This is a genomic window from Mycobacterium sp. (genome assembly GCF_046095365.1).
Taxonomy (GTDB): Bacteria; Actinomycetota; Actinomycetes; order Mycobacteriales; family Mycobacteriaceae; genus Mycobacterium.
Genome location: NZ_JBJTJF010000050.1, coordinates 1 through 26372, shown reverse-complemented (window position 1 = coordinate 26372; position 26372 = coordinate 1). Strand labels below are relative to the sequence as shown.

Here is a 26372-nt window from a genome sequence, read left to right as displayed (position 1 = left end):
CTCAGCCGACCGGGCCCTTGGCCAGCACGACCGGGGCGGTGCGCGGGTTACCCGCGCGGTCGATCCAGCTGAGCATGATGGTGTTGCCCGGCCGGCGTTGGTCGATGATGTTGGACAGGTCGGCAGCGGCGTTGACCGGAATGCCGTCGACCGCGGTGATCACGTCACCGGCCCGCAGGCCGGCCACACCCGCGGGAGTTTCCGGAAGAACCTGCCGCACCACCGCCCCCGCCGGGCCGCCGAACGGCGGGGCGTCGGCGATGCCGACCCCGATGAACGCGGTGTCGCCCAGATGGATCGACGGGGACGGCGCCCCGGCGCGGATCTGATTGGCGATGCCGATCGCCCGGTCGATCGGGATGGCGAAGCCCTCCCGGCCGCTGACCCCGCCCATGTGGTAGTTCAGCGTGGCCGCCACCGTCACACCGATGACCTGTCCGGCGCCGTTGACCAACGGCCCGCCGGAGTCACCCGGGCGGATCTCCGCGGCCACCCGGATCAGGTCGAAGAGCTCGCGGGAGCCGCCGCCGGCCTCGTCGGAGGCCCGCACCGAGGCACCGAGCTGGGTGACGTTGCCCGGGGCGAAACTGGGCGGCCCGCCGGTTCCGTTGGAGTTCCCGATCGCTGCCACCGGGTCGCCGACGGCCACCCCGGCCGAGCTGCCCAGCACGGCGGTCGGCAGGCCGCCGGCGCCGCGCAGCCGCACGACCGCGATGTCGCTGGCCCGGTCGAAGCCGATCACGTCCACCGGGTAGGTCACGCTGTTGGCCAGGCTGACGGCGGTGATATCGGTGGCACCCTCGATGACGTGGTTGTTGGTGAGCACGTCGCCGTTGGGATCGAGCACGATCCCGGTGCCCGCGCCGGCGGCGCCCTGATAGCCCAGGGTGGTGTTGATGTCGACCAGACCCGGCACGACCTGGCTCAGCACCGCCGACTGGTCCAGCGGAGTGGCCGGCGGACGCACCGGCAGCGGCAGGGCCTCGGCCGGCGCGGCAGTACCCCCGGCGAGCAGCGCGAGCGCCGCCAGCAAACCGGGGAGTCGCCGCGGCCGTCGGCGCGCCGCGCGTGGACGTGTCGGATCCATACCCATAACTGTGCCTGAAAATCCCTTAAAAGGGCAGTTCGGGTTTGCCGTCGGCACAGCGGTGCCGGGAGAGCTTGCTCACACCTGGGTAGCATCGGCGCACGATGCAAAGCTCACTGCGTTCGCGGTCGGCGATCGCGCTGCTCGCCGCGAGTCTGCTGACCACGCTGGTGCTCGGCGTCGTGGTGGTGGTCTTCCACCGCGTCTTCGACCTGGGTGGGAGGGCATCGCAGCCCGCTCCGGAAGCCCTCGACGACGAGCAGTCCCGAAGCCAGGTGCTCGAGCCGGCCCGGCAGTTCGTCCGTGCCGGGAAACTGCGGTCGGCCACCGGCGGCTACCTGCTGATGTCCTGCGGCACCGAGGAGCAGCCCCCCTACCAGGGCACCGTTTATATGAACTTCGATGTGCCGACGGTCACCGAGACGCCTGCCTACTTCCGCGAGATCGCCCGGGCCATGAAGGACCTCGGCTGGCGCGAGGGGCTGCCGCCCGGACGGCACCCGGGTGGTCACACGCTGGCCAGAGAGGGTCTGATCGCGGTATACCACCGCGACGCCGACCAGCCCGGCCGGGGTGTGCTGGAGATCTCCGGGGAGTGCCGCAACATGACCGACCACAGCGCCGACAGCACGGGTTTCGTCGACGTGACCCGCGAGCTGAACCGGTAGGGCGCCAGGGAAATCCGGGACTTTGGTCCCCGGTCCGGTGGCCTTCGACCCGTGTCTGATACGCCGTGTCACACATAGACTGCCACCCATGGCATATGTGATCACCAGCGCGTGTGTGGACGTCAAGCACAAGGCCTGTGCCGCCGAGTGCCCTGTCGACTGCATCTACGAAGGCGACCGGACCATGTACATCAACCCCGAGGAGTGCGTCGACTGCGGCGCCTGCCGTCTGCTGTGCGAGGCCGACGCGATCTTCTACGAGGACGACCTGCCCGAGGGCGAGCGGTAGTTCCGGGCCGACAACGCCGCGTTCTTCTCCGAGGGGTTGTCGGGCCGCGAGAGCCCGCTGGGCGCGCCGGGCGGGGCCGGCCGTCTCGGCCCCGTCGGGGTGGACACCCCGATGGTGCACGCGCTGCCGCGCGGCTAGCCGTTCGGGTCGGCCCGGGGCGTGTCGCCGGCGAATTCGGTGAAGGCCGCGAAGGCGCGCGCGCCGTAGATGGTTGCCGGTCCGCCGTGCATCATGATCGCCACGCCGATGGCCTCGGCGGTTTCAGGGGCCGTCGCCCCCGCGCGGGCAGCGCCGCGCGCATGCGAGGCGACGCAGCCGTCGCAGCCGTGCACCACGCCGATTGCCAGTGCCATGAGCTCCTTGACCCTGGCCGGCAGGGCGCCGTCGGCCAGGGCTGACGCGCTGAGTTCGTTGAACGCCCGGTACACGTCGGGGATCTCCTGCTGGAGTGCACGGTGCTGCGGGCGCAGGGTATCCAGGACGTCACGATGGTGGCCGTGTTCGCTCATGGCTGGGACTGTAATCCCCTTAGGCACGACTCTAACCTCTAGACTGCATTGCGCTGGTGACCACGACACGACAGGGAACACATGGCCGGATCAGTTCGACGGGGACTCGCCGCGGCGGGGATCGCGATGTTCGCCATGGCGGCCACCGCCCCCTCCGCCCCGGCCGCGACCGCCCCGTCGCAGGGAGCCGGCACCGTCGCCACCGTGCAACCCGTCAACGGCCAGACCGTCGGCGTCGCGCACCCGATCATCGTGACCTTCACCCGCCCCGTCCGCGACCGGGCGGCCGCCGAACGCTCCATCACGGTCACCGCACCCACCCCGATGACGGGCCGGTTCGAGTGGCGGGACGACACCACGGTGCAGTGGGCGCCCGACCGCTTCTGGCCGGCGCACTCCCGGATCACCCTGACGGCCGGGGGAGAGCGCCGCAGCTTCGGCACCGGATCAACCGTGCTCGGAGTCGGCAGCGTGTCCAACCACACCTTCACCGTGAGCATCGACGGGGTGATCATGCGGCAGATGCCGGCCTCGATGGGCAAGCCGAAATTCCCCACCCCGATCGGCTCGTTCAGCGTGCTGGAGAAGTACAAGTCCATCGTGATGGACTCGCGCACAATCGGCATCCCGCTCACCGATCCGGAGGGCTACAAGCTGACGGTCGCCGACGCGATCCGGATCACCTGGGGCGGTGTGTACGTACACTCGGCGCCCTGGTCGGTCGGCTCCCAGGGCTACGCCAACGTCAGCCACGGCTGCATCAACCTCAGCCCGGACAACGCTCTGTGGTACTTCAATCAGGTGGGGATCGGAGACCCCGTCATCATCAACTGGTGAGATCAACCGGTGAGATCAACTGGTGAGCCGGGAAACTACTTCGGGCACGACGCCCGGAAGTCGATGGTCACCTCGTCGGCGACCTTGAGCGACCCCATGAACAGCGAATAGGGCCTGACCCCGAAATCGTTCTGGCTCAGGCTCACCCGGGTAGACAGGGTCCACGCGTTGCCGCTGTCGTCGACCTTGACGTCGACGGACTGGGGGCGCGGCGTCCCGTGGATCTCCACCGTGCCCGCCATCCGGTATCCGTCCTCGGTCTTGGCGATCTCGTCGGCGGTGAACCGGATCACCGGAAATTTTTTGGCGTCCAACGTCTTCAGCGCGTTGGCGCGAGCCACTGCCTTCTCCGGTCCGGACAGGGGAGTGACGCCGCCCTCACCGCTGAGCACCTCCAGGGATTCCACCTGAACGCTGAGCTCGGCGTGCGTCGGGCTGTCGCCGGCCCAGTGGACGGACGCCTGCCACGACTTCATTCCGATGGCCAGACGGTGGCCCATCCTCGCCGCCCGGCCGGCCACGCCGGTCAGGATGCGCAATTCGCCGTCGGCGGCGCTGAGCGACCAGTCCTTCACCCGGTGATGGTAGCGCCGGGTTCGAGGCGGTGGCTCGAGCCGAAAACCCCCGCCGATCGGTCTATCCCCGACGGGCCGGCGGTGTTATTCTTCTCACAGGTTAAAATCACGATTATCACAGGTGCGCGGGGGTCGCCATGCGAGCTGCAGTGAACATCGCGCACGTCGGCGCGCTGGCCGTCGTTCTCGGATTGAGCACCTTCCCGGCCGGCGTCGCCGCGGCCGACGCCACCGACGCTCGGGCGGACACGGCATCGGGACCGGTCGACCCGGGGTCGCGGCGGGCGACGGGCCCGAAGGCGCCCGCCGTGCCGCGCGCCGAGCGCAAGCGGGCCGGCGCCCCGGCGCGCGCGAAGCCGCCCAAGCCGGCCCGGGCATCGGCCACCGGGGACTCCGCGTCCGTCCCGCGGGCCCGCGTCGCGGCGACTCCGCCGGCCGCGGCTGCCGGACGCTTGAGGGTGCCGGACGTCCTGCCCGAGCCGGCCCTGCGGGGTAGGACAGTCGCGGAAGTTGCAGTTCGGCCGCAGGCGGCCGGCGCGGCGGTGCGGTCGCTGGCGGGCCCGTTAGCCGGAACGGCCGACCCGGCGGCGAGGCCGATGCCCGCGCCTGCGGCCACGGTGATGAGCGCCGCGGCCGGGACCGCCCGGGCGGGAGGGTCAAACCCTCTGGCGGACAACGGTACTGGAGTGCCGGTCTTCGCTCCTGTCTCGTGGGTGCTGGCAGCGGCGGCCCGCCGGGAGTGGGGTTTCGACCCGGGCGGGCCGGCGGTGGCGCCGGCGGCGGTTGTCAGCAGAGGTGTCCTGTTCAACAGGCCGCCGGTGATCACCTCGGTTGCGGTTGGAGCCGGGAATCCGGCGACCGGCGTTGTTTCCGCAGTGGTCAACGCCCGGGATCCGAACAACGACCGGCTGACCTTCCGGATCTCGAGCCCTGCCAAGGGCAGCGCGAGCATCTCCCCGGTCGGAGTCCTCACCTACACGCCCACGGCAACGGCAATGCACGCCGCGGCCAGGGAGACCGCCCCGGCGCAGGACCGGTCCGACACGGTCACCGTGACGGTGACAGATACCCGGTTCGCCCGGGTGAGCAGGGCGGTGACGATTCCCATCGTGCCCCGCAACGCGGTGCCGGTAGCTCGGACCACGGTCGGAACTCCGAATGCCGCGACCGGCGTGGTCACCGGCCGGGTATCGGCCACCGACGCCGACGGGGACGCGCTCTCCTACACCGCCCCCGCAGCGGCCGCGCGCGGCACAGTTCAGGTGAATGCGACCGGCGACTTCACCTACACGCCGTCGGCCGCAGCGAGACATGCGGCGGCCCGGTCCGGTGCGACGGCGGCAGAGAGGAGCGACACCTTCACCGTGACCGTCCGCGACGGTTACGGGGCGGTGCTGAGGGTACCGGTGACGGTGGCAATCGCTCCCGGCAACAGCGCGCCGGCCGCCGGTGTACCGGTGGTCGGCACACCCAACGCGTCGACCGGTGTCGTGACGGGTTCGGTCAGCGCCACTGACTCCGATGGGGACACCCTGAGCTTCAGCGCGCCCGCATCGACCGCCAAGGGCGCCCTGACCCTCAATCCCGGCACCGGAGCCTTCTCGTACCGTCCGACGGCGGCTGCCCGCGATGCCGCGGGGGCGTCCGGCGCCACCGCCGCCGATCGCCGGGACGGCTTCACGGTGACCGTGACCGACGGGCACGGCGGCAGCACAGCGGTGGCGGTGTCGGTGCCGGTGAGCCCGACCACCTCGGCGGTCAACCGGGCGCCGACCGGATCGGCGACGGTGAACGCCCCGGATCCGGTGTCGGGGGTTGTGACCGGAGCGGTGGTCGGCCGTGACGCCGACGGCGACACGCTGTCCTACAGTGCGCCGGCGTCGACTCCCAAAGGCCGGGTGACGGTCAACGCGGCCAACGGATCCTTCTCGTACACGCCGAACGCGGCGGCCCGCGATGCCGCGGCAGCGCAGGGTGCCACTGAAGCAGACCGGCGCGACGGATTCACCGTGACGGTGGCCGACGGCCGCGGGGGCACCGCTGCCGTGGCGGTGAGCGTGCCGGTCGCCCCGACTCCGGCGGCGCCCGCCGGCCTGCCGGCCTTCCCCGGCGCCGAGGGCTTCGGGGCGAATGCGACCGGGGGGCGCGGCGGCAGCGTCGTCTATGTGACCAATCTCAACGCCGACGGCCCCGGCTCGCTGCAATGGGCCATCGACCAGCCGGGCGCAAGGTACGTCCTGTTCAAGGTGAGCGGGGTGATCAACACCCAGATCCACCTGACCAACGGCAACGTGACCATCGCCGGCCAGACCTCGCCGGGCGGGATCACCGTTCGCGGATTCGTCACCGACGAGAGTCCGTATCAGGACCAGGAAGTCCGTGCGCCAGGCGATTTCGCCGAGAACTGGATTCTGCAGCACATCCGGATCCGGCCGGGAACCGACTCCTACAGTGACGACGGCCTGCGGCTGCGCTACACCCGCAACGGAATCGTCGACCACGTCTCCATCGGCAACGCCACCGACGAGGCCATCGAGATCTCCTACTCCAACAACATCACCGTGCAGAACACGCTGCTCGCCGAGACGCTGGGGTATCACGCCGAGTACGGCGGCATCTTGATGAACTACTCCAACCCGGCGTACGGCTTCGGCCTGGACAACGTGTCGCTGCATCACAACGTGTTCAACCGGATCTGGGGGAGACTGCCGGAGGGCAGTCGGGAATCCCTGGCTGCGGCCAACTCGACGATGAACCTGGAACTGTCGAACAACCTCTACTGGGACCCGAGATTCTTCATCGCACTGGGTCCGGGCACCGGCACGGTCACCAACCCGAGTGGCAACTCATACCCGATCTACTGGAAGATCAACGCGGTCAACAACTATTTCCGCACCGGCGCATCGTTCCCCTACGGCATGTTCGACGACCAGATACTGCGCAATTCGGCCAACCAGCTGTACCTCAGCGGAAACAAGATGAGTCTGTATCCGACCCGATCGGACTACGAACTGTTCTACTGCTGCAACGACTACCCGGCCCTGAGTAGCGCAGATGTGGCGAGCCTGGTGTCCCAGCAGCAGGCGCAGAAACGCAGCACGCGCTTCCCGTTCCCGGCCATCACCTACACAGCGACCGACCAGTTGCGCACCGTGCTGCTCAACACGGCCGGAGCGTGGCCGCGCGACCCGATGGACACCAGGCTGATGCAGAACGTCGCCGCCAACACCATCGCGACGGCTCCGATCGAGACGAATCCGGCCGGCGACGCGCTGCGCCCGGTCTTCAGCGGATCCGCGCCCGCTGCGCCGGCGGACACCGACAACGACGGGATGCCGGACGCCTGGGAGAACGCCAGGGGTCTCAACCCGGCGGTGGCCAACACCAACGCGACCACTCTGTCGAGTCTGGGCTACACCGACCTGGAGATATACCTGCAGGAGTTGTCGGCCAGCCGGATCAACGGGACCGCCCTGTGAGTCAGCCGTCGCGTCCGGCGGCCTGACTCGACGGCGTCGGGGTGACGGTGGTGGTGCTGACCGTGACCGACGTGGCGGGCGCCGCCGACGTCGACGCCGGCGCCGGTGCCGCCGACGAGGACGCGGCGGGGAAGCGGGGCGTGTGGAATTCGGCCCAGGTGTCCCGGTAGAGCACGGTGTCGCCCTCGGACACCAGGAAGGCGTCCTTGGACACCGAGTAGGTGACCTCGTCGTTGGTCGCGACGACCGAGCCGTCCGATCCCCGGGTCGCCGGCAGGCTCAGATCGGCCTGGTCGCTGAGCCGGACCGCCCGGTACTCCAGTTCGCCGTCGCCGTCGACGCAGATCGCCACCAGCGACCGCGACGTGCGGCCGAACTCCATCACGGTCTGCCCGCTATCGCAACGGGCGGCTGAGTCCTGAAAACCGAGCTCGTCGCTGGGGTAGGCCGGGCCCCCCGCGGGGGTCGTGGGCGCCGTCGTCGGCTCGGCCCCGGCCCGGGGCAGGACGACCGCCGCGGCGGTCGCCACCGCGGCCAGGATCAGTCCGGCAAAACGTGAACGGCGGGGCATCGGTGACTCCCTTCGGTTGGTAGACACAGCGAACCACCCCGGCCGCGCAATACGGCGCTGCGGCGACGGCGTTTCGTCCGGCTAGCCTCGGGGGGTGGGTGCGCAGCGACTGGTTTTCAGCGGGCACATCGCCGGGTTCGGCAGTACCGCCGGTGTGCGGCTGGTGGTGGGGACGTGGACACGGTCGCCGTTCGGGGCGTTCGCCGACGTGATGGTGCAGACCGGCTCCGACGAGCGGATCCTGCTGGCGCCGACGGCCCGGGTGGCCGATTTCGTGGCGTCGACCTACCGCTTCGACCGGGTCGAGGTAGGCCCGGTCACCGCCGAGCTGTCCGCGGACACGCTGTCGGTCACCGCGCCCGGCCTTGTGCTCGATGTCGTTCTCGGGGGGCCCGCCCCGCTGGACCGACTGCTGCGCCTGGTGCCGGCCCGGCTGGCCACCGAACCGTGGTGGCTGCGGGCCATCGACCCGATCGCCTCCCGCCTGGTGCCGGGTGTGCACACCGCCGGAAGCGCCGGCAACGGCCGGCGGGAGTACTACGGGGTCAGACGGTCCCGGCTGATCGAGACGGTGCGCGGCAGCTTCGCCGGAAGCGACCTCGGCGCAGTGGCGCCGCTGGCGCCGCCGGTCGGTTTCGGCTTCTCCTCGGCGCCGCCCACGCCGCAGATCGTCTCGGTGTCGACCACCATCGACACGCCGGAGTCAGTCGGAGTCAGTCGTCGTGTGAGGCTTTCCCGGGGGCGCGGCTGAGCACCGCCCACAGCAGCCGCGCCGCCCTGCGGGCCCGCTCGTCGGGGACGATCGGCACACCGGCGGCGGGCTGTTCGGCGGGTCCGCCGCCGATGTGCTCGACCAGCGCGACCGCCAGCACCCTCAGCCGGACGTTGGATTCGTGGCTGGCCCGCCGCAGCATGGTCCACGCGGTTTCGGCGTCGCACCGCAGCGAGCCCATGATCGCGCCCTTGGCCTGTTCGATCGCCCCCCGCGACTGCAGTACCGCGAGCATATCGGCGATCTCGGTGCCGTCCTCGGCCGCTGCCCTGGTCACCAGCGCCGCGGTGACCAACTGCTCGTATCCCATCAGGGTCGCGATGGTGGCGGCGTCGGCAGTTCCGCTCAGCAGGCACGACAGCGCCACGGTCTCGTCGGCTCGCCAGACCCCCGGCACCGCGGCCGCCCCGCGCACGCGCCGCGGGGCGTCCACGTCGTCCCGGAGGTATGCCCGCATCGCTTCGGCGGTCAGCGCCGGCCACCGGTCGTCGGACCAGAGGTCGAGGCTGAGCACCGGGACCTGGTGCTCCACCGCGGTCGTGACGGGGCCGCCCAATCCGGATGCCTGGGCGTGCAGATACTCGGCGCCCATGCCGCGTGCGGCCAGCACGGCCATGCCCCCGGTCTTGGAGTGCATGCTGACGGCCAGCCCGACCGCCTCCGGCAGGTCATGGTGCACCCGATCCAGAATCCGGTCGAAAAAATCACTGCTGCAGTCATTTCCGCGCGGGTGGAACGTCGGCGTGGGCACTGTCTACCCCCTTTCCACCACGGTGACGACACGATCGAGACCGGAGATCGCAAGCAGGGTACTGATGTGTCCGGTCGGCTTCACGATCATGGTCAACCGCGTCAGCGCGGCGAGGTTGAACAGTGCGCGCACAGCGGCGCTGTCGCAGTAACCAACCCCGGTGAGATCGACGGTCAGGTCTGGGGATCCGTCGCAGGCCGCGGTCATCGCGTTCTGGAATTCGTCGACGTTGGCCAGGTCGATGTCACCGGTGACCACCACCACGGGGGGATGGCCGGGGGTGTCCACGGTCACGGCGAAACGCGCTTCGGTCATCGGGCCAACTCCTTGACCATCGTGACGGTGGTCCCGGCCGGGCCGGTCTGCATTTCCACGGAGTCGACCAAGGCGTTGATCAGCAGGATCCCGTGTCCACGGGGTCCTGCTGATTGCGCCGACGGCTTCCATCTGCCGGTGTCGGAAACCGAGATCCGCAACCGGTCGCCGCTGAAGTGGGCGTCGACGGTGATCTCGACCAGTCCCGGTGCGCCCACGACGGCGTGCTCGGTGGCGTTGGCGGTGGCCTCCCCGACCGCCAGCAGGACGTCGGAGCAGGACTGCGCGTCGAGTCCCGTCGCGGCCAGCCATTCCCGAAGCCGGTTTCGACTGTGCGCGAGATTGGCCGGCTCGGCGGGCAAGGTGATATTGAGCGGGTCGGGAGGATGTCGTTCAGCCAACGCCGCCCCCTTCGCAGCCACCGAACAGATCCGCCGCGGAGTCGCGGCACCCGGCCGGCGAACCGCCGCACCGGCCGCGTCGATCGGTGCAGCGTATCAAGAACGGCGGTTTGGGGGAGTCGGCGACCGGGGAGGGGCTAGGCTGCCTCTCATGTTCCGCCATCTCCTCATCGCAACAGCCGTCGCGGGCGGCACGCTGGCGGCGGCGCCGTCGGCCGTCGCAGACGGATATGCAGGCGACGTGCCAGGCATCATCTACGACGCCCACCTGAGCGCGCCGTGCTACCGCTGGGACCGGTTCATCTTCGGCCGCGGCCCGGGTGGGGAGGCGCTGGCCTGCCACTTCATCCAGAACCTGTCCTACGTTCCCATCGACCGGCCGCCGCAGGGCACGGGTTTCTGGGTGATCTCGCCGAAGCTGTACGGCGTGCAGGAGGTGGGCGCGCCGTGCCCGGGTTCACAGGCCGCCGCGCAGTCACCTGACGGCCTGCCGATGCTGTGCCTGGGTGCTCGAGGCTGGCAGCCCGGGTTCCTGAAGGTCGGCGACTGGGGCAACGGCAGTTCGTTCGTTCCCGCCGGCTGACGCTCAGACCGCCGCGGCGGCCTCATTGAGGTCGTTGAGCCTGGTGGTCGCCTCCAGGTACTCCCGCACCCAGCGTTCGATCACCGCGGCCGTTTTCTCGACCCTGGTGAACTGGCCGACGACCTGACCGACCGGATTGAACGCGACGTCCACGGTCTCGTCCGGGTAGCGGCTGGTCGCGGCCACCGCCATACCGGACACCATGTACTGCAACGGCATCCCGAGCGGCTCGGGGTTACCCGGGGTCTCCCAGGCCTCGGTCCACTCGTTGCGCAGCATCCGGCAGGGCTTGCCGGTGAAAGAGCGGCTGCGCACGGTGTCGCGGCTGGTGGCCTTGACGTAGGCGGCCTGCTGGACCGGGGTGTTCTCGGCCTCCTCGACCATCAGCCACTGCGAGCCGGACCAGGTTCCCTGGCAGCCCAGCGCCAGCGCCGCGGCGATCTGGTATCCGCTGCCGATCCCACCGGCGGCCAGCACCGGGCGCGGTGCCACTTCCTTGACCACCTGCGGCCACAACACGATCGAGCCCACCTCTCCGCAGTGGCCGCCGCCCTCGCCGCCCTGGGCGATGATGATGTCGACGTCGGCGTCGGCGTGCTTGCGGGCCTGGGCGGGGGAGCCGCACAGTGCGGCGACCTTGCGGCCGGATGCGTGGATGTGGTCGATCATGTCCTTGGGCGGGGTGCCCAGGGCGTTGGCGATCAGAGTGACCTTGGGGTGGCGCAGCGCCACCTCCACCTGCGGGGTGGCGGTCGCCTCGGTCCAGCCCAGCAGTTGCAATGCGTTGGAGTCGGCGTCGGCGGTCGGCACGCCGTGGTCGGCGAGGATCTTTTTGGCGAAGTCCAGATGCTGTTGCGGCACCAGCTTGCGCAGCATCTCGGCGAGTTCCTCGCCGGAGGCGCCGGTGTCCATGCCCTCGTACTTGTTGGGGATCACGATGTCCACGCCGTAGGGGTGGTCGCCGATGCGCTCGTCGATCCAGTTCAGCTCGATCTCGAGCTGATCGGGGGTGAAGCCGACGGCGCCCAGCACGCCGAAGCCGCCGGCCTTGCTCACCGCGACCACGACGTCGCGGCAGTGGGTGAAGGCGAAGATCGGGAACTCGATGCCCAGTTCGTCGCAGAGGTCGGTGTGCATGGGGCCTCCCTGGCCGGTTACTGGAACGTGTTCTAGTTTAGCGACCGGAGTACCCGGATGGCCAGGAACACGGCCATGCCGACCGCGCAGAGCACGTGGTCGCGCAGTACCGCGCGGGCCAGCCGGGTTCGCTCGGCCTGGCTGCCGGTCCCGCGTCCGAGGCGGACCGCGTTGGGCACCGTGCGCGACAGGGCCAGCAGGATCGGTCCGCCGGCCAGCACCGCCGAGACGCCCACCAGCCAGCCGGGGTCGCCGCCCCGGGCGGCCTCGACTGCCAGGGCGGCGATCAGGACCACCATGGCCGCGGCGATCAGCGCGCCCATCGGCTGGGATTCCGTCGTCGCCCGCCGGTAGTAGCCGGTGATGGATGCCAGCGCGGTGTCCTCGGGCGCCCTGGAGCGGCGGCGGATCTGGGTGTCGAACATCAGGTCGATCCACAGCACGGCGAACAGGAAGCCCGCACACCCCGTGATGAGGACCGCCATCCGTCCTCGCTTCCGGGAGTACCGTTGATAGTGCGTCCAAGGTAAGCGTTCTCGGTGAGGAGGTCGCCGGTATGACCACTCTCCGCGGGATCGTCCTGGCTCCGATGGCTGTTCTGGCGGGCGCCTTGATTTCGGTGCCTCTCGCCTCCGCCGACTCCGGACAGGCGCCGTCGGCGCCGTGCTACGACGGCATCGTCCCGCTCAACCCCTATGCGAACAATTGCGCCCTGCCGCAACGTCCGCCTCACGTTCTGGGGTCGGCGCCGGATCAGACAGCACTGATCAACTGCAGCGTCGGCAGCCCACTGCTGCGGGCGCAGTGCCTGTCGGCGTACGTCAACGGCGGCTACGGCGGGTATCCCGGTTTCGTCGTGGGGATCGGCTAGCGCCCGTCGCCGAACAGCCGCACCGAGCTGACCAGGGGTAGATCAAGGGTTGTCCGGATGCCCGGCGGGGCGGCGATCACCGCCGGGATGGCGTTGACGATCCGGCCCGCCGCGGCCGAGATCGCGGCGTGGTTGTGGTCGCCGAGGGTGCTGGTGGGGCAGATGTCGATCGAATAGGACGGCTCGCCGCTGATCTCCAGGCGATAGGAGCCGCCAGGCTGGGCGGGCTGGGCCCAGTCCGGCCGCAGGTCGCCGTGCAACCGGGTGACGTGTTCGACGACGATCGCCGGGTGACCGCCCACCATGCCGTTGATCTGGAAACGTACCGCGGCGACACCGCCCTTGCGGATGTGGCCGGCGGCGATATCGAAGGCCTCCGGCGCCGGTTCGCGTTCGTAGCTCTCGGTGATGGCGTCGATCTCGAGGTTCAGCCCGGCGGCCAGCTGGCGGATCGCGCAGCCCCAGGCGACCGAGAGCACGCCGGGCTGGAACAGGATCGGCACCTCGTCGAGCGGCTTGCCGAAGCCCATGACGTCGAACATGACGATGGCGCCGTCATAGGTGGCGTAGTCGGCGATCTCCATACATCGGATCTGCTCGATGCGCCGGCAGGTGCTGGCGAAGGCCAGCGGGATAAGGTCGGTCACGAAACCCGGGTCGACGCCGTTGATGTAGATGCTCGAATTGCCCAGCCGCGCAGCATCTTCCAGCGGCTCGATGAACTTATCCGGGATCACACCCCAGGGGAACTGCAGAATGCCCGGCGCAGAGCCCACCACGTTGACTCCGGCCGCCAGGATCCGCCGGACGTCGTCCATGGCGGCGGGCAGCCGCGTGTCGCCCATCGCGCAGTACACCGCGCACACCGGCTCGGTGGCCAGCAGCGCGTCGAGGTCGGTGGTGGCGGCGACGCCGGTGGTGATGTCGAGGCCGGCGAGTTCGCCGGCGTCCTTGCCGGCCTTCTCGACGCTGGAGACCCACACACCCGCCACGTCGAAGGCGGGGTTGTCGATCAGCTCGGCCAGCGCCAGCCGGCCGACGTTTCCGGTTCCGATGTGGACGACACGTATGGCCATGGTGACAAGTTAGCCCCAAGGTAGCCTTTCGCCCCATGGGACGTGTCGACGGAAAAGTTGTTCTGATCAGTGGCGGTGCGCGGGGGATGGGCGCCGCGGACGCCCGGATGCTGGTCCGCGAGGGTGCCAAAGTGGTGATCGGCGACATCCTCGACGACGAAGGTGCCGCGCTGGCTGAGGAACTGGGGGAGTCGGCCCGCTACGTCCACCTCGACGTCACCAGCTCGGAGGACTGGAAGGCCGCGGTCGACACCGCGGTGGACGCCTTCGGCAGGCTCAACGTTCTGGTGAACAATGCCGGCATCGTGCAGGCCGCGCCGCTGAAGACCGCCGACCTCACTCGCTGGCAGAAGGTGCTCGACGTCAACCTCACCGGAGCCATGCGCGGCATCCAGGCCGTCATCGAGCCGATGATCGCCGCCGGGGGCGGGTCGATCATCAACGTCTCCTCCATCGAGGGCATGCGCGGGGCGGTGTGGGCGCACAGCTACGTCGCCTCGAAGTGGGGTCTGCGCGGGCTGACCAAGTCCGCCGCGCTGGAACTGGCGCCGGAGAACATCCGGGTCAACTCCATTCACCCCGGGTTCATCCGCACCCCGATGACCAAGCACCTGCCCGACGACATCGTCTCCGCCCCGATGGGCCGCTCGGGCACTCCCGATGAGGTCGCCACCTTCGTGGTGTTCCTGGCCAGCGACGAGTCGTCGTTCTCCACCGGGTCGGAGTACGTGATGGACGGCGGTCTGATCACCGACGTACCGCATCGCGCTATCTGAGTGGCGTCAGCGCCGGCCCCGCAGGGCCACCGCGCTGAACGCCGCGCCCAGAGCCGCCCGCCCGAACGCGGGCAGGTGGGCCAGCGCGTCGGCCCTGCCGCGCTGGCCCGGCACCGTAACGCGCAGCACCGGCCAGCCTTCGCGGGCGGCGAGATCGGCCAGCCCGGCGCGCGGGTTGACCGGCCGCGGATGACCGACCATCCGCATCAGGGCGGCGTCCTCGTCGCCGTCGGCATAGAAGTAGCTGTGCCCCAAATCCACTCCGTGCTCGCCGCAGAACCGTTGCGTCGCAGCGGCTTTCTGGCGTCCCCACACGATCGGTGTGGCGATGCGTCCGGTCAGCAGTCCCGCATCGTCGAGTTCGAAGGTGTTGCAGACCAGGTGCGGGATGCCCAGTGCGCGGGCTACCGGCGCGGCGTGGATGCTCAGCGCCGAGGAGCTCATCACCAGGGTGTGGCCGCGCTCCCGGTGGGCCTCGACGACACGGCGCATCAGCGGGTACATCTTGTGCGTCACCTGCTCGGCGAAGACCCGCGCACCGACCGCGTCGAGTTCGTCCAGCGACTCGCCGCGCAGATAGCCGGCGGCGCGAACCAACAGCCGCTCGAACTGCATACGGCCGAGCTTGTAGCGCAGTGAGGCTTCGACGACGCCGAGCACCTCGCCGATGCGGGCCTGCCGGCGCCGGACCCGGTCACCGGCGTGGGCGGCGGCGGTGAATCCGGCCACCAGCGTTCCGTCGCAGTCGAAGAACGCCCCGACCGCCGGCCCAGGCGGGCCGGCCGCGATCTCTGCCAGCGGATCGGCCCTCACGTGGGTCCCGTGCGCGCGGAACCGGTCTGCCTGCCGGCTTCGAGTTGGTCCTCGTAGGCCCCCTCGTCACGGCCCAGCGCGATGGTGGCGGCGGTCATCGCGGCCACCGCCACACCCAGCGCGACGGCACTCGGCGTGCTGACGGTCAGATGCTCGCCGAGGACGACCTGACCGAGCAGCACGGCGACCATCGGTTCGAGCACCAGCATCGCGGGCACCGAGGTCTGCAGCGACCCGGCGTGAAAAGCCGACTGCTGCAGCAGGGTCGCGGCCACCGCGACCACGATCAGCACGTACAGCACGGGGGAGGTCAGCACTTTGGTGAAGGCGCCCTCGGTGACGAACTGCATGACGATCTTGGTCAGCACCGCGACGACGCCGAAGAGCACACCCACACCGATCGCCAGCAGGATGGCCCGGCGCCAGCCCGACACCCGGCCGGCCAACAGCACGCACCCGCCGACGAACACCGCGCTGCCCGCCGCGACGAACACCGCCGTCCACGCCGAACCCTCGTAGTCTCCGGCCCGGGTGTGGGCCAGTGAGACGAACACCGCCAGCGCCACGGTCAGCAGCAGAGCCCAGCCCCAGTCCGTCCGGCTGACCCGCCGGTGGGCCAGCCGGGCGCTGAGCGGCAACGCGAACAGCAGCGCCGACACCAGCAACGGGGCCACCAGGGTCAGCGCCCCGTAGGCCAGCGCCAGGGCCTGGAATCCGTAGCCGACCACCGCCGCGCCGGTGCCGGCCCACCACAACGGCCGTCGCACCAGCGTCGAGACCATGACGGCGCTGACACCCTGGTCCTCCGGGACGTCCATGGTGGCCCGCTGGCGCACCACGATCCCGATCGCGGTGAACACCGCCCCGGCCAGAGCAGCGGCCACCACGAGGGCTTGCTCGAGCACTGTCGGCTTCCCTTCCGGCGCGTCGACGGCGCCCACACCGAATGTAGGCCAACCGCGGCTGCTGTCAGCCGATAGGCGCAATCACCGGCGCCCCGCCGTACCCGGTCACCCGGACCCAGCCGGGTAACGGGCCGCCCTCGGGGACCCGACCGCGAACCTCCACCGTCTCGCCCGGAAACACCGTCACGTAGTTGTCGTCGTACTCGATCGGCAGGATCTCGTCGACCTGATCCGGTGAACCGGCTTCGTCGAGCAACTCGACGCGCTGGAAGAACGCCAGGTTCGTCGATGCATTGCGCAGCCGGATGCTGACGTCCCGGCCATTGCCGCCAACGCTCTCGGCGGTCACGTCCAGATCTGGCCTGGGCAGTGTGTTCAGCGCTGTCATGTCCGCCCAGCTGAGCTGCCTGGTCTCGAAGGCGGTGTCGGCCTCGGGCGGGCCGGGGACGTCGACCTGTCGTGACTGCCAGTAGACGTTGTCGGCCAGCGTCGTGCCCGCGGCGTCGAGGAGTTCGCAGCGCACGAAGAACACCGGCGAGTCGTTCGGTCCCGGGGGCAGCATCAGGGCCTGGACCGAACGGCCGGCGTCGACGGAGATTCCCTTCACCCTGCGGTCGGCGCGCACGGTGCCGGACAGGTCGTAGGTGCGCACCCGGACCTGCAGCTCGCCACGGCGCTGCCCGCTCTGGTTGACCACACTCACCCGGGCTCGCCGGTGGTCGCCGGTGGCATAGGCGTCGAAGACCACCGACAGCGGGCGAAGCCCCTTCTTGGCGCCGTAGTAGGCGCCGCCGGGCCGCAGGTAGTAGTCGAAGATGTTGCCGAAGAACGACGGCCAGTGGCTGTTGAGCATCCAGTAGACGGTCATCTTGTTCTTGTCCCACCCGCCGGCGGCGAAGGCCTCGAACTGCGCGCGGGTGGACTCGTAGTGCGCCAGTTGGGCTTTGTCGGCGAAGGTGCGGGCGTCCGCCGACGGTCCGTAGCGCCAGTCGATCACCCGGCGGGTGCTGGTCAGGTTGGCGTTCTGCGGATCCGAGCCGGCGTGGAAGAACCAGGTCTCGCCGATGGGCCAGAGATCCTCCGGGGGGATGAACCTGCGCAGGCTGGCGAACGGTGGGATGTGTTCGTTGTCGCCCTGCTCGGCGGTGGACCCGCGGGTTGCCGGGTAGCGGCCGGCGAACCAGTACGCCGGTGCGCGCCAGGTGTAGGGCCCGGCCATCTGGATGCCGTCCCACAGCGTCTTGCCGTCGCGGTCGCGGGCGAGCGCGGACACGGTGTCCACGACCGCGTTGGGCCAGTGCAGAGCGTCGATGATGTCGCGGTAGGCCGTGCGGACGTCCTCGGGGGGCCGGCCGTCGCTGCCGTTGGCCCAGAGGAACACCGAGGGGTGTGAGCGCAGGATCGCGATCTGCGAGCGCAGGCTCTCGTCGGCGACCCGGCGGTCCTCGTCGTCCCACTGGGCCCAGCGTTCCCATTGGTTGCAGCACATCCAGCCGTACATCAGCGGGATGCCCATCTCGTCGGCCATCTCCACGAAGCGGGACGAGGCGATCTTGGACTCCATTCGCAGCATGTTCAGGCCGAGGTCCCGGGTGTAGCGCAGGATCGCCGCGTCGCGGTCGGGGTCGTAGCGGTAGAGCAGGTCGGGCGTGTAGGTGGCGCCCCGCACCGGGAACTCCCGGCCGTTGACGGTCAGATAGAAGTTGCCGCCGGCGCCGGGAGCCAGACTGTCGTCACCGTCGCGGGCCTGTCCGACGGTGCGGATCCCGAACTTCAGCGCGGCATCGGCGGTGACCGTATCGCGTTGGGCGAACTCCAGACCCAGGTCGTAGAGGTTGGGCTCGCCCATCGTGTAGGGCCACCACAGGTCGGGATTGCGGACGTTCAGCGCTGCGAAATCATCTGGCGCGAAGGCGATTTCACGTTCCTCACCCGGTCCGAGTGCCACCGCCTGGGAGATCCGGACCGGATCCCTGCCGGTTCGGGTGATCCTCACCGTGAGCACGCCGTTGACCGGCTTGGGCGTGTAGTTGCGGACGGTGGCGTACACCGTCAGGCGGGCGCTGTCGGTGCTGGGCAGCGGGAGTTCGGTGTTGACCGTCGCCGGTCCGATGCCGACCGGGCCGAATGCTTTGAGCCGCACCGGCTTCCATATCCCGGCGTTGCGGTCCGGAACGAAGGAGACGCCGGTGTTGTTACCGTAGGGGTCCTGGTAGCCCAGATAGCGCGCGTTGATCCAGTCGTACCAGCTGTCGGCCAGTTCGACGCCGTCGACGTCCTGCACGCGTCGTTCCGGAGTGACCTTGACCGCAAGGGTGTTCTCGGCACCGGGGGAGATCCACCGCGTGACGTCGAGCTCGTGGTCGGTGTACATGCCGACGATCTGTCGGCTGTCGGCGACCCGATGGCCGTTGAGCCAGATGTCGGCCCGGTAGTTGATGCCGGGGAAGTCGAGCACGTAGGTGGTCTGGCCGGCCGGGGCGGTGAACGTGGTCCGGTACCACCAGTCCTGCTTGTAGAGATCCTGGGGAACCTCGGTGCGAAGGTTCATGCCGTAGTAGAGGTTTGGGTAGACCCCGGCATCCTGCAGGGCCTGCAGGACCGTCGCGGGCATCCGGCGCACCGGGACCCATCCGCCGGTGCGGTAGCCGGCTGCGGAGATCGTCTCGCCGGTCTCGGCCAGACCGTCGGCCGAGGTCAGCATCCAACCGTCGGACAACTCGAGGTCCTGGCCCGCAGCCGGCCGCTGCCGGGGGCCGGCGACCCGGTAGTCGGCAGCGCACACCAGCAGGATCACCACGGCGAGAATCCTCAGCAGGTTCCTCGCCACGGTGCACCATCTTGACAGAGCCGCCCGGCCCCGCTGGGGCTAGGCTGAGGCCATGACCGATCAGGACCGGGCCGTCACCCGACGTGCCATTGCCGATGCTCTGCTGAACGCGCTGGAACGGCGCGGCGAGTTGGTCGAGGCCATCGTCAACTCCAACGACCGCGCTGAGGCGATCGAGGCCGTCACCGGGCTCCTGGGCACCTCGCGGGTGGCCGGCGAGGCGCTGATGGGGATGCGCATGGACCAGTTCACCAAGGAGTCCCGCCGCCGGATCGCCGCCGAACTCGACGACCTCAACAGCCAGTTGAGCTTCACCGTCGATGAGCGGCCGGCCAGCACCGACGACACCCTGCGGCTGCGGCCTTTCTCCCACGAGCGCGACCACGACATCTTCGCGGCTCGCACCGAGGAGGTGGGCGCCGCCGGCGACGGGTCGGGTGCCCCGGCGGGCGACCTCGAGGACGAGATCCGGTCGGCTCTGGCGCGCGCCAAGGCCGAGGAAGCTGCCTGGTTCGTCGCGGTCGACGGCGAGGACAAGGTCGGGATGGTCTTCGGCGAACTCGCCTCCGGCGAGGTCAACGTCCGGGTGTGGATCCACCCGGCGCACCGCAAGAAGGGCTACGGCACCGCCGCGCTGCGCAGGTCGCGCACGGAACTGGCCGCCCAGTTCCCGGCCGTCCCCCTGGTCGTGCGGACCCCCGGAGCCACAGGCTGAGCGAGCAGGGCGCCGGTCGTATCCCGACCGCCTTCCGCTACCCGCGGCCGGATACCGGTCATGCGCGGCTTCGCGACCGCGTGCTGCGGATGACCGGTGTGGACCTGTTCCCCTCCGGCCGCGTCGCGGACGCCTTCCGGACCGGGCTGACCGCCGGCGACCCGATCGCCGAGCGCTTCGTCGCCGAGACCTATCACGGTGAACTGGGGGCGCGGCGGGCACGGGAACTCGTCGAACGGGCACAGCGTGACGGCATCGACAGCGTCCCCGAGGCGCCGGAATCCCTGCGGGTCCTGATCGAGGACTTCGAGCGCGTACCGGACTGGGTGGACCCCGACCTGGTCGAGCAGGGCGCGGCGGTCTGGCGGCGCTGGGCTTACGCGCTGGGTGCGGTCGGCAACGCCGGGACGATGGACACCTACACCGAGGGCTGGCTGGCGCTGCCGCTCTCGCTGTCCGGCGGGTACGCCGGGCAGCGGGCGCTGCACCGCTACATGGAGACCTCCCGCTGGTGGATCGAGGTCAGCAGGCCGGGGGCGGTGTTGCGGCCCGGTTCGCCGGCCCGCGCGATCTCGCTGCACGTGCGGATCATGCACGTCAGCGTCCGCGCCCGGGTCCGGCAGCATCCGGAGTGGGACTTCGAGCGCTACGGCCTGCCGATCAGCCAGTCGGCGATGATGCTGACGCTGCTCGGTGGCAGCGTCGCCCCGGCGCTGGGACTGACCGCGCTGGGCTACCTCACCTCGCCCCGCGAGGCGCGGGCGGTACTGCACTTCAACCGGTACTGCGGTCATCTGGTGGGCGTGCGCTGCGAGGGTTACTTCCCGGCGACGGTGATGGACGCCTGGCGGATTCTGTTCATGGCCGACTCCGCGCGCAGCTACGACTCCGCCGGCACGGGCAGCGAGCTCGTCGAGTCATTCGTCCCGGCATTCGAGCCGAAGCCGACGCAGCGCGGACTGGACCGCGTGCGGGCCGGCTACCACTACCGGCTGCAGGCCGGCTATTCGGGACTGTTCATGCTGCCGTGGAACCGCCGGCGCTACAACCTGCCCTCGCCGGCCGCCGGGATGGCGATGCTGCTGGCTCGCGCACCGCTGATCGCCGGGGTGGAGGTGGCGCGCCGGATCGTGCCGGGTGTCGACCGGCGCTGGCAGCGGTTCGCGATGCGCCGCTGGGAGCGGTGGTACCGCTGGCAGTCCGGTGGCCGGGCCGCCGAGTTCCGGGCCGCGACTCCGCTGCGCCGGTGATACCCGGGGCTGCGTAGTCTCGAACCCGATGAGCGTGCGCGCGGGGATCCTGGTGACCGGAACCGAGGTGCTGACCGGCCGGGTGGCCGACCGCAACGGGCCCTGGGTGGCCGAGCGGCTGCTGGAACTGGGTGTGGAACTGGCGCACACCACCATCTGCGGGGACCGGCCCGCCGACATCGACGCCCAGCTCCGGTTCCTGCGTTCCGAACGAGTCGATCTGATCGTCACCACCGGCGGGCTGGGCCCGACCGCCGACGACATGACGGTGGCGACGGTGGCCCGGTTCTGCCGACGCGAACTGGTGCTCGACACGGCCATGGAGGCCAGGATCGCGTCGATCGTGCGGCGCTGGATGGCCCGGTTCCCCGACGTCGACCCCGACGCCGTCCGGGCCGCCAATCGCAAACAGGCCATGGTGCCCGACGGGGCGGAGGTGCTCGACCCGGTCGGCACCGCGCCGGGTGTCGTCGTCCCCGGCAGCCCGGTGGTGGTGGTGCTGCCGGGCCCGCCCAAGGAGTTGCAGGGGATGTGGGAGGCGGCCGTGGCCACCGACACCGTCCGGCAGGCCATCGCAGGGCGCACCGACTACCGGCAGGAGACCGTGCGGATGTTCGGGGTGCCCGAGTCCGCTCTGGCCGAGACCCTGCGCGCCGCCGAGGACTCCGTAGCCGGGTTCGAGGGCCTGGAGATCACCACCTGTCTGCGGCGCGGGGAAGTGGAGATGGTGACCCGCCACGAGCCCGCCGGCGCGGCGGCCTACCGCGCGCTGATGGACCTGATGCGGCAGCGCCACGGTGCGGCGATCTTCTCCGAGGACGGCGCGACGGTCGACGAGCAGGTGGCCGCTCTGCTGTCCGGGCGGTGGATCGCGACCGCCGAATCCTGCACCGCGGGCATGCTGGCAGCCCGTCTCACCGACCGGGCGGGATCGTCGGCTTATGTGGCCGGCGGCGTTGTGGCCTACGCCAACCAGGCCAAAGTTGCTCTGCTGGAGGTGGATTCAGCTCTGATCGAGGAGCACGGAGCGGTCTCCGCCGAGGTCGCTGAAGCGATGGCGGCCGGCGCACTGCAGCGGTTCGGGGCCGACACCGCGGTGGCCATCACCGGGGTGGCGGGCCCCGGCGGGGGCACCGAGGACAAGCCGGTCGGCACGGTGTGGTTCTGCGTCCGGGTGACCGGCGGGCCGACGGTCACCCGCTGCGTGCAGGTGCCGGGCGAGCGGGCCGACGTGCGGGAGCGGTCCACGACCGTTGCCATGCACCTGCTGCGCCGCGCGTTGTCAGCCCCGCCGGAGTGAGGACCGGTCAACCGGGAAGTCGAAGAACGTCTGCGGGTAGGGCTCCGGCTGATAGGTGTAGTGCCACCACTCCTTGTCGTAGTTGACGAAACCCTGCCGTTCCAGGCCCTCGAGCAGCAGTTGCCGGTCCTTGGCCTGCTGCCCGCCGATCCTGGGGTCGGCGGTGTGGGCCAGCGTGTCGAAGCAGTCGAAGCCGGTGCCCATGTCGATGGAGTTGTCGGGGAACCGGATCGCCTGCGGCGCGGCGCAATCCACCAGTGGCTGCCCCGGGATGTACGGCGGGTCCGGCGGCGCCCCCAGCGGGACGATCGTCACGTCGAGGGTGCTGCCCCGGCTGTGGCCGGAGCGCTCGGCGATGTAGCCGTCGGAGAACAGCGTCGACTTGTCGACGCGCGGGTAGAACTCGGCCTTCATGCGCTGGTCGGCGAGATCCTCGGCCCACCCGACGAAGTCGTCGACCGCCCGTTGCGGGCGGTAGCAGTCGTAGACCTTCAGGGTGTAGCCGTCTTCGAGGAAGTCGCGCTGCGCCCGGGACAGCGCCTCGGCCGCCGGGCGGGTAAGGATGCACATCGGCGCGAGGTACCCGTCGACCGGATCGCCGGTGAAGTTGTGCGCGGTGAAGTAGCGCATCTCCTGCTGGATCGACGGATCCACGTCGGCCACCGCGACGAAGTCGTCCGGTGCCACCGGCGCGGGCTCGGCGGCCGCCGGCGCGACCGACGCCGTCATGGCGGTCAGCACCGCCGCGGTGCAGCGTAGTGCGGGGATTTCACGCACTGCCGTGCTCCACGACGTACTCGGCGGTGTTGCCGCCACGGCGGCGGGCCCGGTACATGGCGGTCGTGGCCTGGGCGATGATCTCGTCGAGAACGTCGTGCGGCGGCCGGTCGGCCAGCGGCCGCAACGGCGTGCTGACGGCGCCGATGCTGGCCGTGATGCCGCCCGGGGTGGCTGCCACCGCCCCGAGGATCCGCTCGATGAGCGGACTGGGATCGGGTGTGGTGAAGGAGTCGGCGACCAGGAATTCGGTGTCGCCGACGTGCCCGATGACCGCGTCATGGCGGACCGTGTCGCGCAGCGCCTGTCCAACCGCCACCCGGGCGCGGTCGGTGCTGCGGGTGCCCCCGATGCTCAGCAGCGCCGCGTAGCTGTCGATGGTGACCACTGCCAGCACCAGATAGCGGTCGTCGCCGCGGTTGCGCGCGCCGATCAGCGTGCCGACCGACTCCTCGAAGGACTGCCGGTTGGGCAGACCGGTCAGCGGTTCGACGTCGGCCCGCTCGGCCCGGGAGGCGGTGATCTCGGCGATCGTCCGGCAGGCGACCACGATGGCGATGTTGATCAGCACCACGGGCGTCACCACGGCGAACGTCGTCGCGAAGTCCTTCATGGCGATCCGGACCGCCAGCCAGATCATGGTGAGGACTGCGACGGTCGCGGTGAACAGCTGGACCCTGGTGCCGTGGAACAGCGCGGCGAAGCCGAGGACGAAGGCGAACGCCGTGGACACCGCCAGGCCGGCCAGCGGATCGCTGGCCACCGCGCAGCCCGTCGCCAGGACCAGGGTCCCGACCACGACGACGGCGATCGACTGCTCCCGGGTCGGCCACCGGTGCCGCAGCCACGGCGCGGCCAGGCACAGACACAGCAGGGCGATCACGGCGAGTGTGGCCCGGCCCAACGGGATTCGGGTGGAGGCGGTGTTGGTCAGCGCGGCCAGTGCGGGCAGGCTCAGCATCAGGATGCTGCCGGCGACGACCCGCATGGTGCGCTGCTGTTCGCCGCGGGCGGCGAGCCGGGCGGTGACCGCGTAGTACTGGTCGGGGACCTCGTCGGAGAACAGCTTCACTCCGGCCTCCGATGCGCCGACACCGCGTAGTCCCCACCACGGTAGGGCTGCCGGTCCCAGGTGGCCCACCGGCCCGCCGGCATCAGACCGGCGGCGGCGGCCATCGCGTCGTAGTCCTCCAGGGTGAGTTGACCGGGCCGCAGGCTGAACCCCGCGACCAGCAGACCGCCCGGTGCCAGCCGGGCTGCCAGATTGGCGAGCACACGCCGTTCGGTGTCCGGCGCGAGGAAGATCATCACGTTGCCGGCCAGCAGCGCCAGGTCGACCCGACCGGGCAGCACCGGCGGCCAGTGTGCGGCAGCGAGATCGGCATGGGCCCAGCGCAATTGGGGGGCTTTGTCCTTCGCGGCGGCGAGCATGGCCCGATCGGCGTCGACACCGGCGACGGTGAATCCGCGGCGGGACAGTTCGATCGCCACCCGGCCCGTCCCGCAGCCGGCGTCCAGGACGCTGTGCCCGGCACCGCCGAGCAGGGCCTCGACGAGGTCGGCTTCGCCGTGGATGTTCTGCCCGGCTTCCTGCAGCGCCCGCCAGCGGGCGTCGTAGTCGTCGGCGACGCCGGTCAGCTGCCAGCGGGTGCTCATCCCGGCGCCCTCCGATCGTGATTCTTCGTCCGGTTCCATCGTCACACCGCGACGACTACGGTCAACCGGTTTCCGTCCTGCTCGATGCGCATACCGGCGCGGCGCGCCACCGCGGCCACCGCCGCCGCGTCGTCGGGTTCGGCCCGGCCCGACGCCAGCGCCCGGGCCAGCCGTCCCTTGTGCGCCTTGTTGAAGTGACTGACCGTGGCCCGGCGTCCGTCGGGGTGCTCGGCCACCACGTCGAGGTGGACCGCCGCCGCCAGCCGGCCCAGACCGACGTATGCCCCTGACCGCAGATCGACGACCAGTTCGCGCTGAGCCAGGTCGTCGAGCACCGGCTCGACGACCGGACGCCAGCGGGCGGACAGTGCGGGCTTGCCGGGCAGTTTGGCCGACGCCGAGAGCCGGTAGGCCGGTATCGGGTCGCCGGCGCGTACCAGACCGAACAGGGCCGACCCGACCGCCAGCCGGGCCTGTGCGCGCGTGGCCGCGGCGCCGCGCAGCGAGCCGGCGTCCAACGCGTCGTAGAGCACCCCGGTGTAGCGGGCCAGAGCCGGCAGGGTGGGCGAGGTGCGCAGCGCGGCGTTGCGTGCGATCTCGGCGTCCTGCGCTGCGGAGATTCCCAGCGCCCGGCGACTGGCTTGCGGGTCGGCCGCCAGGTCGATCAGTTCGCCGACGAGCTGCTCGCGAACCGGGTTCAGGTCCGGCCAGCTCAGGGAACGCAGCTTCAGGGTCGGTCCGTCTCCGCCGGCGCGCTTGGTCTCCGACGGGGGGAGCAGGACGATCACGGGTCAGTACGGCGGCAGCTGGCCGTTGCCGGACTGGCCGGCCAGCCCGTTGAGGATGTCGAGGTTGTGCCGCAGCTGCAGCTGGGACAGCCAGGGCGGGTTCTGGTTGGGCGGGGCGTCGTTGGTCAGCTGCCAGGGCTGGCATCCGTTGGTCTTGAACGCGACGTCGCCCGGGTCGATCTGCACGGTCTGCGGCTGCTTGGACAGTGCGTTCTCAACGGTGGCGTTGTCCGGCCCGATGCGCCGCCAGTAACAGGTGCCGTCCGGGCGCGGCCCGGCGGAGGTGTAGACGCCCGGCTGGATCTGGCTGCCGACTTCGAAGATGCCGTCGTGGTCCATGACCAGCGGCCCCGGTGCCGGGGGGGCGCCGGCGGCGGCCGGGTCGACGCCGTGGTCGACGGGCGGCTCAGGAGCGGCGGTGTCCGGGTCGGCCGCGGCCGGGCCGGCGGCGGACAGCGCAAAGGCGGTCAGCAACGCGGCGGCCAGAGCCGCGGACCTGCCACCCACGCAGTCGAGGGTACCCGGGACGGCTCAGGCGGTGTGGCGCTGCAGGGCCAGCAGGAAATGCCCGCGCCGCTGAACCGCCTCGTCGAAGAGGTGCTCGGCCTCTGCTACCGACTCCAGGACCGGAAGGCCGGCCC

28 protein-coding genes and 1 pseudogene are annotated in these 26372 nt (G+C 70.5%); 11 read left to right on the top strand and 18 right to left on the bottom strand.

Features of this window, described 5'->3' with window-relative positions; genetic code table 11:
* Position 1: 1 nt before the first annotated feature.
* On the bottom strand, positions 2–1087 hold the full coding sequence (locus tag ACKOQ4_RS03535; RefSeq protein WP_526288871.1) for a S1C family serine protease: 1086 nt from the start codon (positions 1085–1087) through the stop codon (positions 2–4).
* A gap of 104 nt (positions 1088–1191) precedes the next feature.
* On the opposite strand from ACKOQ4_RS03535, the gene ACKOQ4_RS03530 reads away from it, so the two are divergent.
* Both ACKOQ4_RS03530 and fdxA read left to right on the top strand, forming a co-directional pair.
* Positions 1192–1755, top strand: coding sequence for a lipoprotein LppJ family protein (locus ACKOQ4_RS03530; RefSeq protein ID WP_526288869.1), 564 nt, complete (start codon positions 1192–1194; stop codon positions 1753–1755).
* A gap of 88 nt (positions 1756–1843) precedes the next feature.
* Positions 1844–2182, top strand: a pseudogene (fdxA, locus tag ACKOQ4_RS03525) (ferredoxin).
* Here fdxA and ACKOQ4_RS03520 read toward each other — a convergent pair.
* Positions 2179–2553: a carboxymuconolactone decarboxylase family protein gene (locus tag ACKOQ4_RS03520; RefSeq protein ID WP_526288867.1), complete on the bottom strand. Its 375-nt coding sequence runs from the start codon at positions 2551–2553 to the stop codon at positions 2179–2181. The pseudogene fdxA and the gene ACKOQ4_RS03520 sit on opposite strands and share 4 nt — an antisense overlap.
* A gap of 81 nt (positions 2554–2634) precedes the next feature.
* Between ACKOQ4_RS03520 and ACKOQ4_RS03515 the strand changes: the two genes are divergently transcribed.
* On the top strand, positions 2635–3390 hold the full coding sequence (locus tag ACKOQ4_RS03515) for a L,D-transpeptidase (protein ID WP_526288865.1): 756 nt from the start codon (positions 2635–2637) through the stop codon (positions 3388–3390).
* 35 nt (positions 3391–3425) lie between these two features.
* Here the strand turns inward: ACKOQ4_RS03515 and ACKOQ4_RS03510 are convergent, their stop codons facing one another.
* Positions 3426–3965, bottom strand: a complete 540-nt coding sequence (locus tag ACKOQ4_RS03510; RefSeq protein WP_526288863.1) for a YceI family protein — start codon at positions 3963–3965, stop codon at positions 3426–3428.
* Between the two features lie 137 nt (positions 3966–4102).
* Between ACKOQ4_RS03510 and ACKOQ4_RS03505 the strand changes: the two genes are divergently transcribed.
* Complete coding sequence (locus tag ACKOQ4_RS03505; RefSeq protein WP_526288861.1) at positions 4103–7444, top strand: cadherin-like domain-containing protein; 3342 nt, start codon at positions 4103–4105, stop codon at positions 7442–7444.
* 1 nt (position 7445) lies between these two features.
* Here the strand turns inward: ACKOQ4_RS03505 and ACKOQ4_RS03500 are convergent, their stop codons facing one another.
* Positions 7446–8015: a hypothetical protein gene (locus ACKOQ4_RS03500; protein WP_526288859.1), complete on the bottom strand. Its 570-nt coding sequence runs from the start codon at positions 8013–8015 to the stop codon at positions 7446–7448.
* A gap of 94 nt (positions 8016–8109) precedes the next feature.
* Between ACKOQ4_RS03500 and ACKOQ4_RS03495 the strand changes: the two genes are divergently transcribed.
* A complete protein-coding gene (locus ACKOQ4_RS03495; RefSeq protein ID WP_526288857.1) occupies positions 8110–8766 on the top strand; it encodes a hypothetical protein in 657 nt (218 codons plus the stop codon).
* On the opposite strand, the gene ACKOQ4_RS03490 is transcribed toward ACKOQ4_RS03495, so the two are convergent.
* The 3 genes from ACKOQ4_RS03490 to ACKOQ4_RS03480 all read right to left on the bottom strand — a co-directional run bounded on the left by ACKOQ4_RS03490 (position 8729) and on the right by ACKOQ4_RS03480 (position 10254).
* Positions 8729–9466: a GAF and ANTAR domain-containing protein gene (locus tag ACKOQ4_RS03490; RefSeq protein ID WP_526288855.1), complete on the bottom strand. Its 738-nt coding sequence runs from the start codon at positions 9464–9466 to the stop codon at positions 8729–8731. The genes ACKOQ4_RS03495 and ACKOQ4_RS03490 overlap by 38 nt on opposite strands.
* Before the next feature lie 75 nt (positions 9467–9541).
* Entirely contained in the window at positions 9542–9853 is a 312-nt protein-coding gene (locus tag ACKOQ4_RS03485) for an STAS domain-containing protein (RefSeq protein ID WP_526288853.1), read from the bottom strand.
* On the bottom strand, positions 9850–10254 hold the full coding sequence (locus ACKOQ4_RS03480) for an ATP-binding protein (protein ID WP_526288851.1): 405 nt from the start codon (positions 10252–10254) through the stop codon (positions 9850–9852). The genes ACKOQ4_RS03485 and ACKOQ4_RS03480 overlap by 4 nt, the downstream gene beginning before the upstream one ends.
* A 151-nt stretch (positions 10255–10405) precedes the next feature.
* On the opposite strand from ACKOQ4_RS03480, the gene ACKOQ4_RS03475 reads away from it, so the two are divergent.
* Positions 10406–10837: a hypothetical protein gene (locus ACKOQ4_RS03475; RefSeq protein ID WP_526288849.1), complete on the top strand. Its 432-nt coding sequence runs from the start codon at positions 10406–10408 to the stop codon at positions 10835–10837.
* Between the two features lie 3 nt (positions 10838–10840).
* Here ACKOQ4_RS03475 and ACKOQ4_RS03470 read toward each other — a convergent pair whose 3' ends face one another.
* Together ACKOQ4_RS03470 and ACKOQ4_RS03465 are read right to left on the bottom strand one after the other, a co-directional pair.
* A complete protein-coding gene (locus ACKOQ4_RS03470; RefSeq protein WP_526288847.1) occupies positions 10841–11974 on the bottom strand; it encodes a nitronate monooxygenase in 1134 nt (377 codons plus the stop codon).
* A gap of 32 nt (positions 11975–12006) precedes the next feature.
* Complete coding sequence (locus tag ACKOQ4_RS03465; protein ID WP_526288845.1) at positions 12007–12459, bottom strand: hypothetical protein; 453 nt, start codon at positions 12457–12459, stop codon at positions 12007–12009.
* A 71-nt stretch (positions 12460–12530) separates the two neighbouring features.
* Between ACKOQ4_RS03465 and ACKOQ4_RS03460 the strand changes: the two genes are divergently transcribed.
* A complete protein-coding gene (locus ACKOQ4_RS03460; RefSeq protein WP_526288843.1) occupies positions 12531–12845 on the top strand; it encodes a hypothetical protein in 315 nt (104 codons plus the stop codon).
* On the opposite strand, the gene ACKOQ4_RS03455 is transcribed toward ACKOQ4_RS03460, so the two are convergent.
* Positions 12842–13921: an NAD(P)H-dependent amine dehydrogenase family protein gene (locus ACKOQ4_RS03455; protein WP_526288841.1), complete on the bottom strand. Its 1080-nt coding sequence runs from the start codon at positions 13919–13921 to the stop codon at positions 12842–12844. The genes ACKOQ4_RS03460 and ACKOQ4_RS03455 overlap by 4 nt on opposite strands.
* 35 nt (positions 13922–13956) lie before the next feature.
* Here ACKOQ4_RS03455 and ACKOQ4_RS03450 point away from each other — a divergent pair, with 35 nt between their 5' ends.
* Positions 13957–14697: a glucose 1-dehydrogenase gene (locus tag ACKOQ4_RS03450; protein ID WP_526288839.1), complete on the top strand. Its 741-nt coding sequence runs from the start codon at positions 13957–13959 to the stop codon at positions 14695–14697.
* A gap of 6 nt (positions 14698–14703) precedes the next feature.
* On the opposite strand, the gene ACKOQ4_RS03445 is transcribed toward ACKOQ4_RS03450, so the two are convergent.
* The 3 genes from ACKOQ4_RS03445 to ACKOQ4_RS03435 form a co-directional block, all read right to left on the bottom strand.
* Complete coding sequence (locus ACKOQ4_RS03445; RefSeq protein WP_526288837.1) at positions 14704–15510, bottom strand: HAD family hydrolase; 807 nt, start codon at positions 15508–15510, stop codon at positions 14704–14706.
* Positions 15507–16415 (bottom strand): DMT family transporter, encoded by a 909-nt coding sequence (locus ACKOQ4_RS03440; protein ID WP_526288835.1) that lies wholly within the window; start codon positions 16413–16415, stop codon positions 15507–15509. Before ACKOQ4_RS03440 ends, ACKOQ4_RS03445 begins: the two co-directional genes overlap by 4 nt.
* A gap of 64 nt (positions 16416–16479) precedes the next feature.
* Positions 16480–19245, bottom strand: a complete 2766-nt coding sequence (locus ACKOQ4_RS03435; RefSeq protein ID WP_526288833.1) for a glycoside hydrolase family 2 protein — start codon at positions 19243–19245, stop codon at positions 16480–16482.
* A gap of 52 nt (positions 19246–19297) precedes the next feature.
* Between ACKOQ4_RS03435 and ACKOQ4_RS03430 the strand changes: the two genes are divergently transcribed.
* Genes ACKOQ4_RS03430 through ACKOQ4_RS03420 form a run of 3 tightly spaced genes read left to right on the top strand, consistent with a single transcriptional unit; the run spans position 19298 to position 22510 of the window.
* Positions 19298–19960 (top strand): GNAT family N-acetyltransferase, encoded by a 663-nt coding sequence (locus tag ACKOQ4_RS03430; protein WP_526288831.1) that lies wholly within the window; start codon positions 19298–19300, stop codon positions 19958–19960.
* A 20-nt stretch (positions 19961–19980) separates the two neighbouring features.
* On the top strand, positions 19981–21210 hold the full coding sequence (locus ACKOQ4_RS03425) for an oxygenase MpaB family protein (RefSeq protein WP_526288947.1): 1230 nt from the start codon (positions 19981–19983) through the stop codon (positions 21208–21210).
* Between the two features lie 28 nt (positions 21211–21238).
* The gene (locus tag ACKOQ4_RS03420) at positions 21239–22510 is read left to right on the top strand and encodes a competence/damage-inducible protein A (RefSeq protein ID WP_526288829.1); all 1272 of its coding nucleotides are present in this window, start codon (positions 21239–21241) and stop codon (positions 22508–22510) included.
* On the opposite strand, the gene ACKOQ4_RS03415 is transcribed toward ACKOQ4_RS03420, so the two are convergent.
* Genes ACKOQ4_RS03415 through ACKOQ4_RS03395 form a run of 5 tightly spaced genes read right to left on the bottom strand, consistent with a single transcriptional unit; the run spans position 22493 to position 26238 of the window.
* Complete coding sequence (locus ACKOQ4_RS03415; protein ID WP_526288827.1) at positions 22493–23287, bottom strand: M15 family metallopeptidase; 795 nt, start codon at positions 23285–23287, stop codon at positions 22493–22495. The genes ACKOQ4_RS03420 and ACKOQ4_RS03415 overlap by 18 nt on opposite strands.
* On the bottom strand, positions 23280–24359 hold the full coding sequence (locus ACKOQ4_RS03410) for a GGDEF domain-containing protein (RefSeq protein WP_526288825.1): 1080 nt from the start codon (positions 24357–24359) through the stop codon (positions 23280–23282). Before ACKOQ4_RS03410 ends, ACKOQ4_RS03415 begins: the two co-directional genes overlap by 8 nt.
* The gene (locus ACKOQ4_RS03405; protein WP_526288823.1) at positions 24356–24943 is read right to left on the bottom strand and encodes a class I SAM-dependent DNA methyltransferase; all 588 of its coding nucleotides are present in this window, start codon (positions 24941–24943) and stop codon (positions 24356–24358) included. The genes ACKOQ4_RS03410 and ACKOQ4_RS03405 overlap by 4 nt, the downstream gene beginning before the upstream one ends.
* Before the next feature lie 41 nt (positions 24944–24984).
* A complete protein-coding gene (gene yaaA, locus ACKOQ4_RS03400) occupies positions 24985–25731 on the bottom strand; it encodes a peroxide stress protein YaaA (protein ID WP_526288821.1) in 747 nt (248 codons plus the stop codon).
* 3 nt (positions 25732–25734) lie between these two features.
* Positions 25735–26238, bottom strand: a complete 504-nt coding sequence (locus ACKOQ4_RS03395) for an Rv1352/Rv1906c domain-containing protein (protein WP_526288819.1) — start codon at positions 26236–26238, stop codon at positions 25735–25737.
* Positions 26239–26372 lie beyond the last annotated feature (134 nt).

Bases quoted from the DNA above. Each gene is read 5' to 3' on its own strand.
- ACKOQ4_RS03515 (WP_526288865.1), top strand. From the start codon at position 2,635: ATGGCCGGATCAGTTCGACGGGGACTCGCCGCGGCGGGGATCGCGATG.
- ACKOQ4_RS03500 (WP_526288859.1), bottom strand. From the start codon at position 8,015: ATGCCCCGCCGTTCACGTTTTGCCGGACTGATCCTGGCCGCGGTGGCG.
- ACKOQ4_RS03465 (WP_526288845.1), bottom strand. From the start codon at position 12,459: ATGGCGGTCCTCATCACGGGGTGTGCGGGCTTCCTGTTCGCCGTGCTG.
- ACKOQ4_RS03470 (WP_526288847.1), bottom strand. From the start codon at position 11,974: ATGCACACCGACCTCTGCGACGAACTGGGCATCGAGTTCCCGATCTTC.
- ACKOQ4_RS03475 (WP_526288849.1), top strand. From the start codon at position 10,406: ATGTTCCGCCATCTCCTCATCGCAACAGCCGTCGCGGGCGGCACGCTG.
- ACKOQ4_RS03530 (WP_526288869.1), top strand. From the start codon at position 1,192: ATGCAAAGCTCACTGCGTTCGCGGTCGGCGATCGCGCTGCTCGCCGCG.
- ACKOQ4_RS03405 (WP_526288823.1), bottom strand. From the start codon at position 24,943: ATGAGCACCCGCTGGCAGCTGACCGGCGTCGCCGACGACTACGACGCC.
- ACKOQ4_RS03535 (WP_526288871.1), bottom strand. From the start codon at position 1,087: ATGGATCCGACACGTCCACGCGCGGCGCGCCGACGGCCGCGGCGACTC.
- ACKOQ4_RS03430 (WP_526288831.1), top strand. From the start codon at position 19,298: ATGACCGATCAGGACCGGGCCGTCACCCGACGTGCCATTGCCGATGCT.
- ACKOQ4_RS03450 (WP_526288839.1), top strand. From the start codon at position 13,957: ATGGGACGTGTCGACGGAAAAGTTGTTCTGATCAGTGGCGGTGCGCGG.
- ACKOQ4_RS03460 (WP_526288843.1), top strand. From the start codon at position 12,531: ATGACCACTCTCCGCGGGATCGTCCTGGCTCCGATGGCTGTTCTGGCG.
- ACKOQ4_RS03455 (WP_526288841.1), bottom strand. From the start codon at position 13,921: ATGGCCATACGTGTCGTCCACATCGGAACCGGAAACGTCGGCCGGCTG.
- ACKOQ4_RS03485 (WP_526288853.1), bottom strand. From the start codon at position 9,853: ATGACCGAAGCGCGTTTCGCCGTGACCGTGGACACCCCCGGCCATCCC.
- ACKOQ4_RS03520 (WP_526288867.1), bottom strand. From the start codon at position 2,553: ATGAGCGAACACGGCCACCATCGTGACGTCCTGGATACCCTGCGCCCG.
- ACKOQ4_RS03420 (WP_526288829.1), top strand. From the start codon at position 21,239: ATGAGCGTGCGCGCGGGGATCCTGGTGACCGGAACCGAGGTGCTGACC.
- ACKOQ4_RS03505 (WP_526288861.1), top strand. From the start codon at position 4,103: ATGCGAGCTGCAGTGAACATCGCGCACGTCGGCGCGCTGGCCGTCGTT.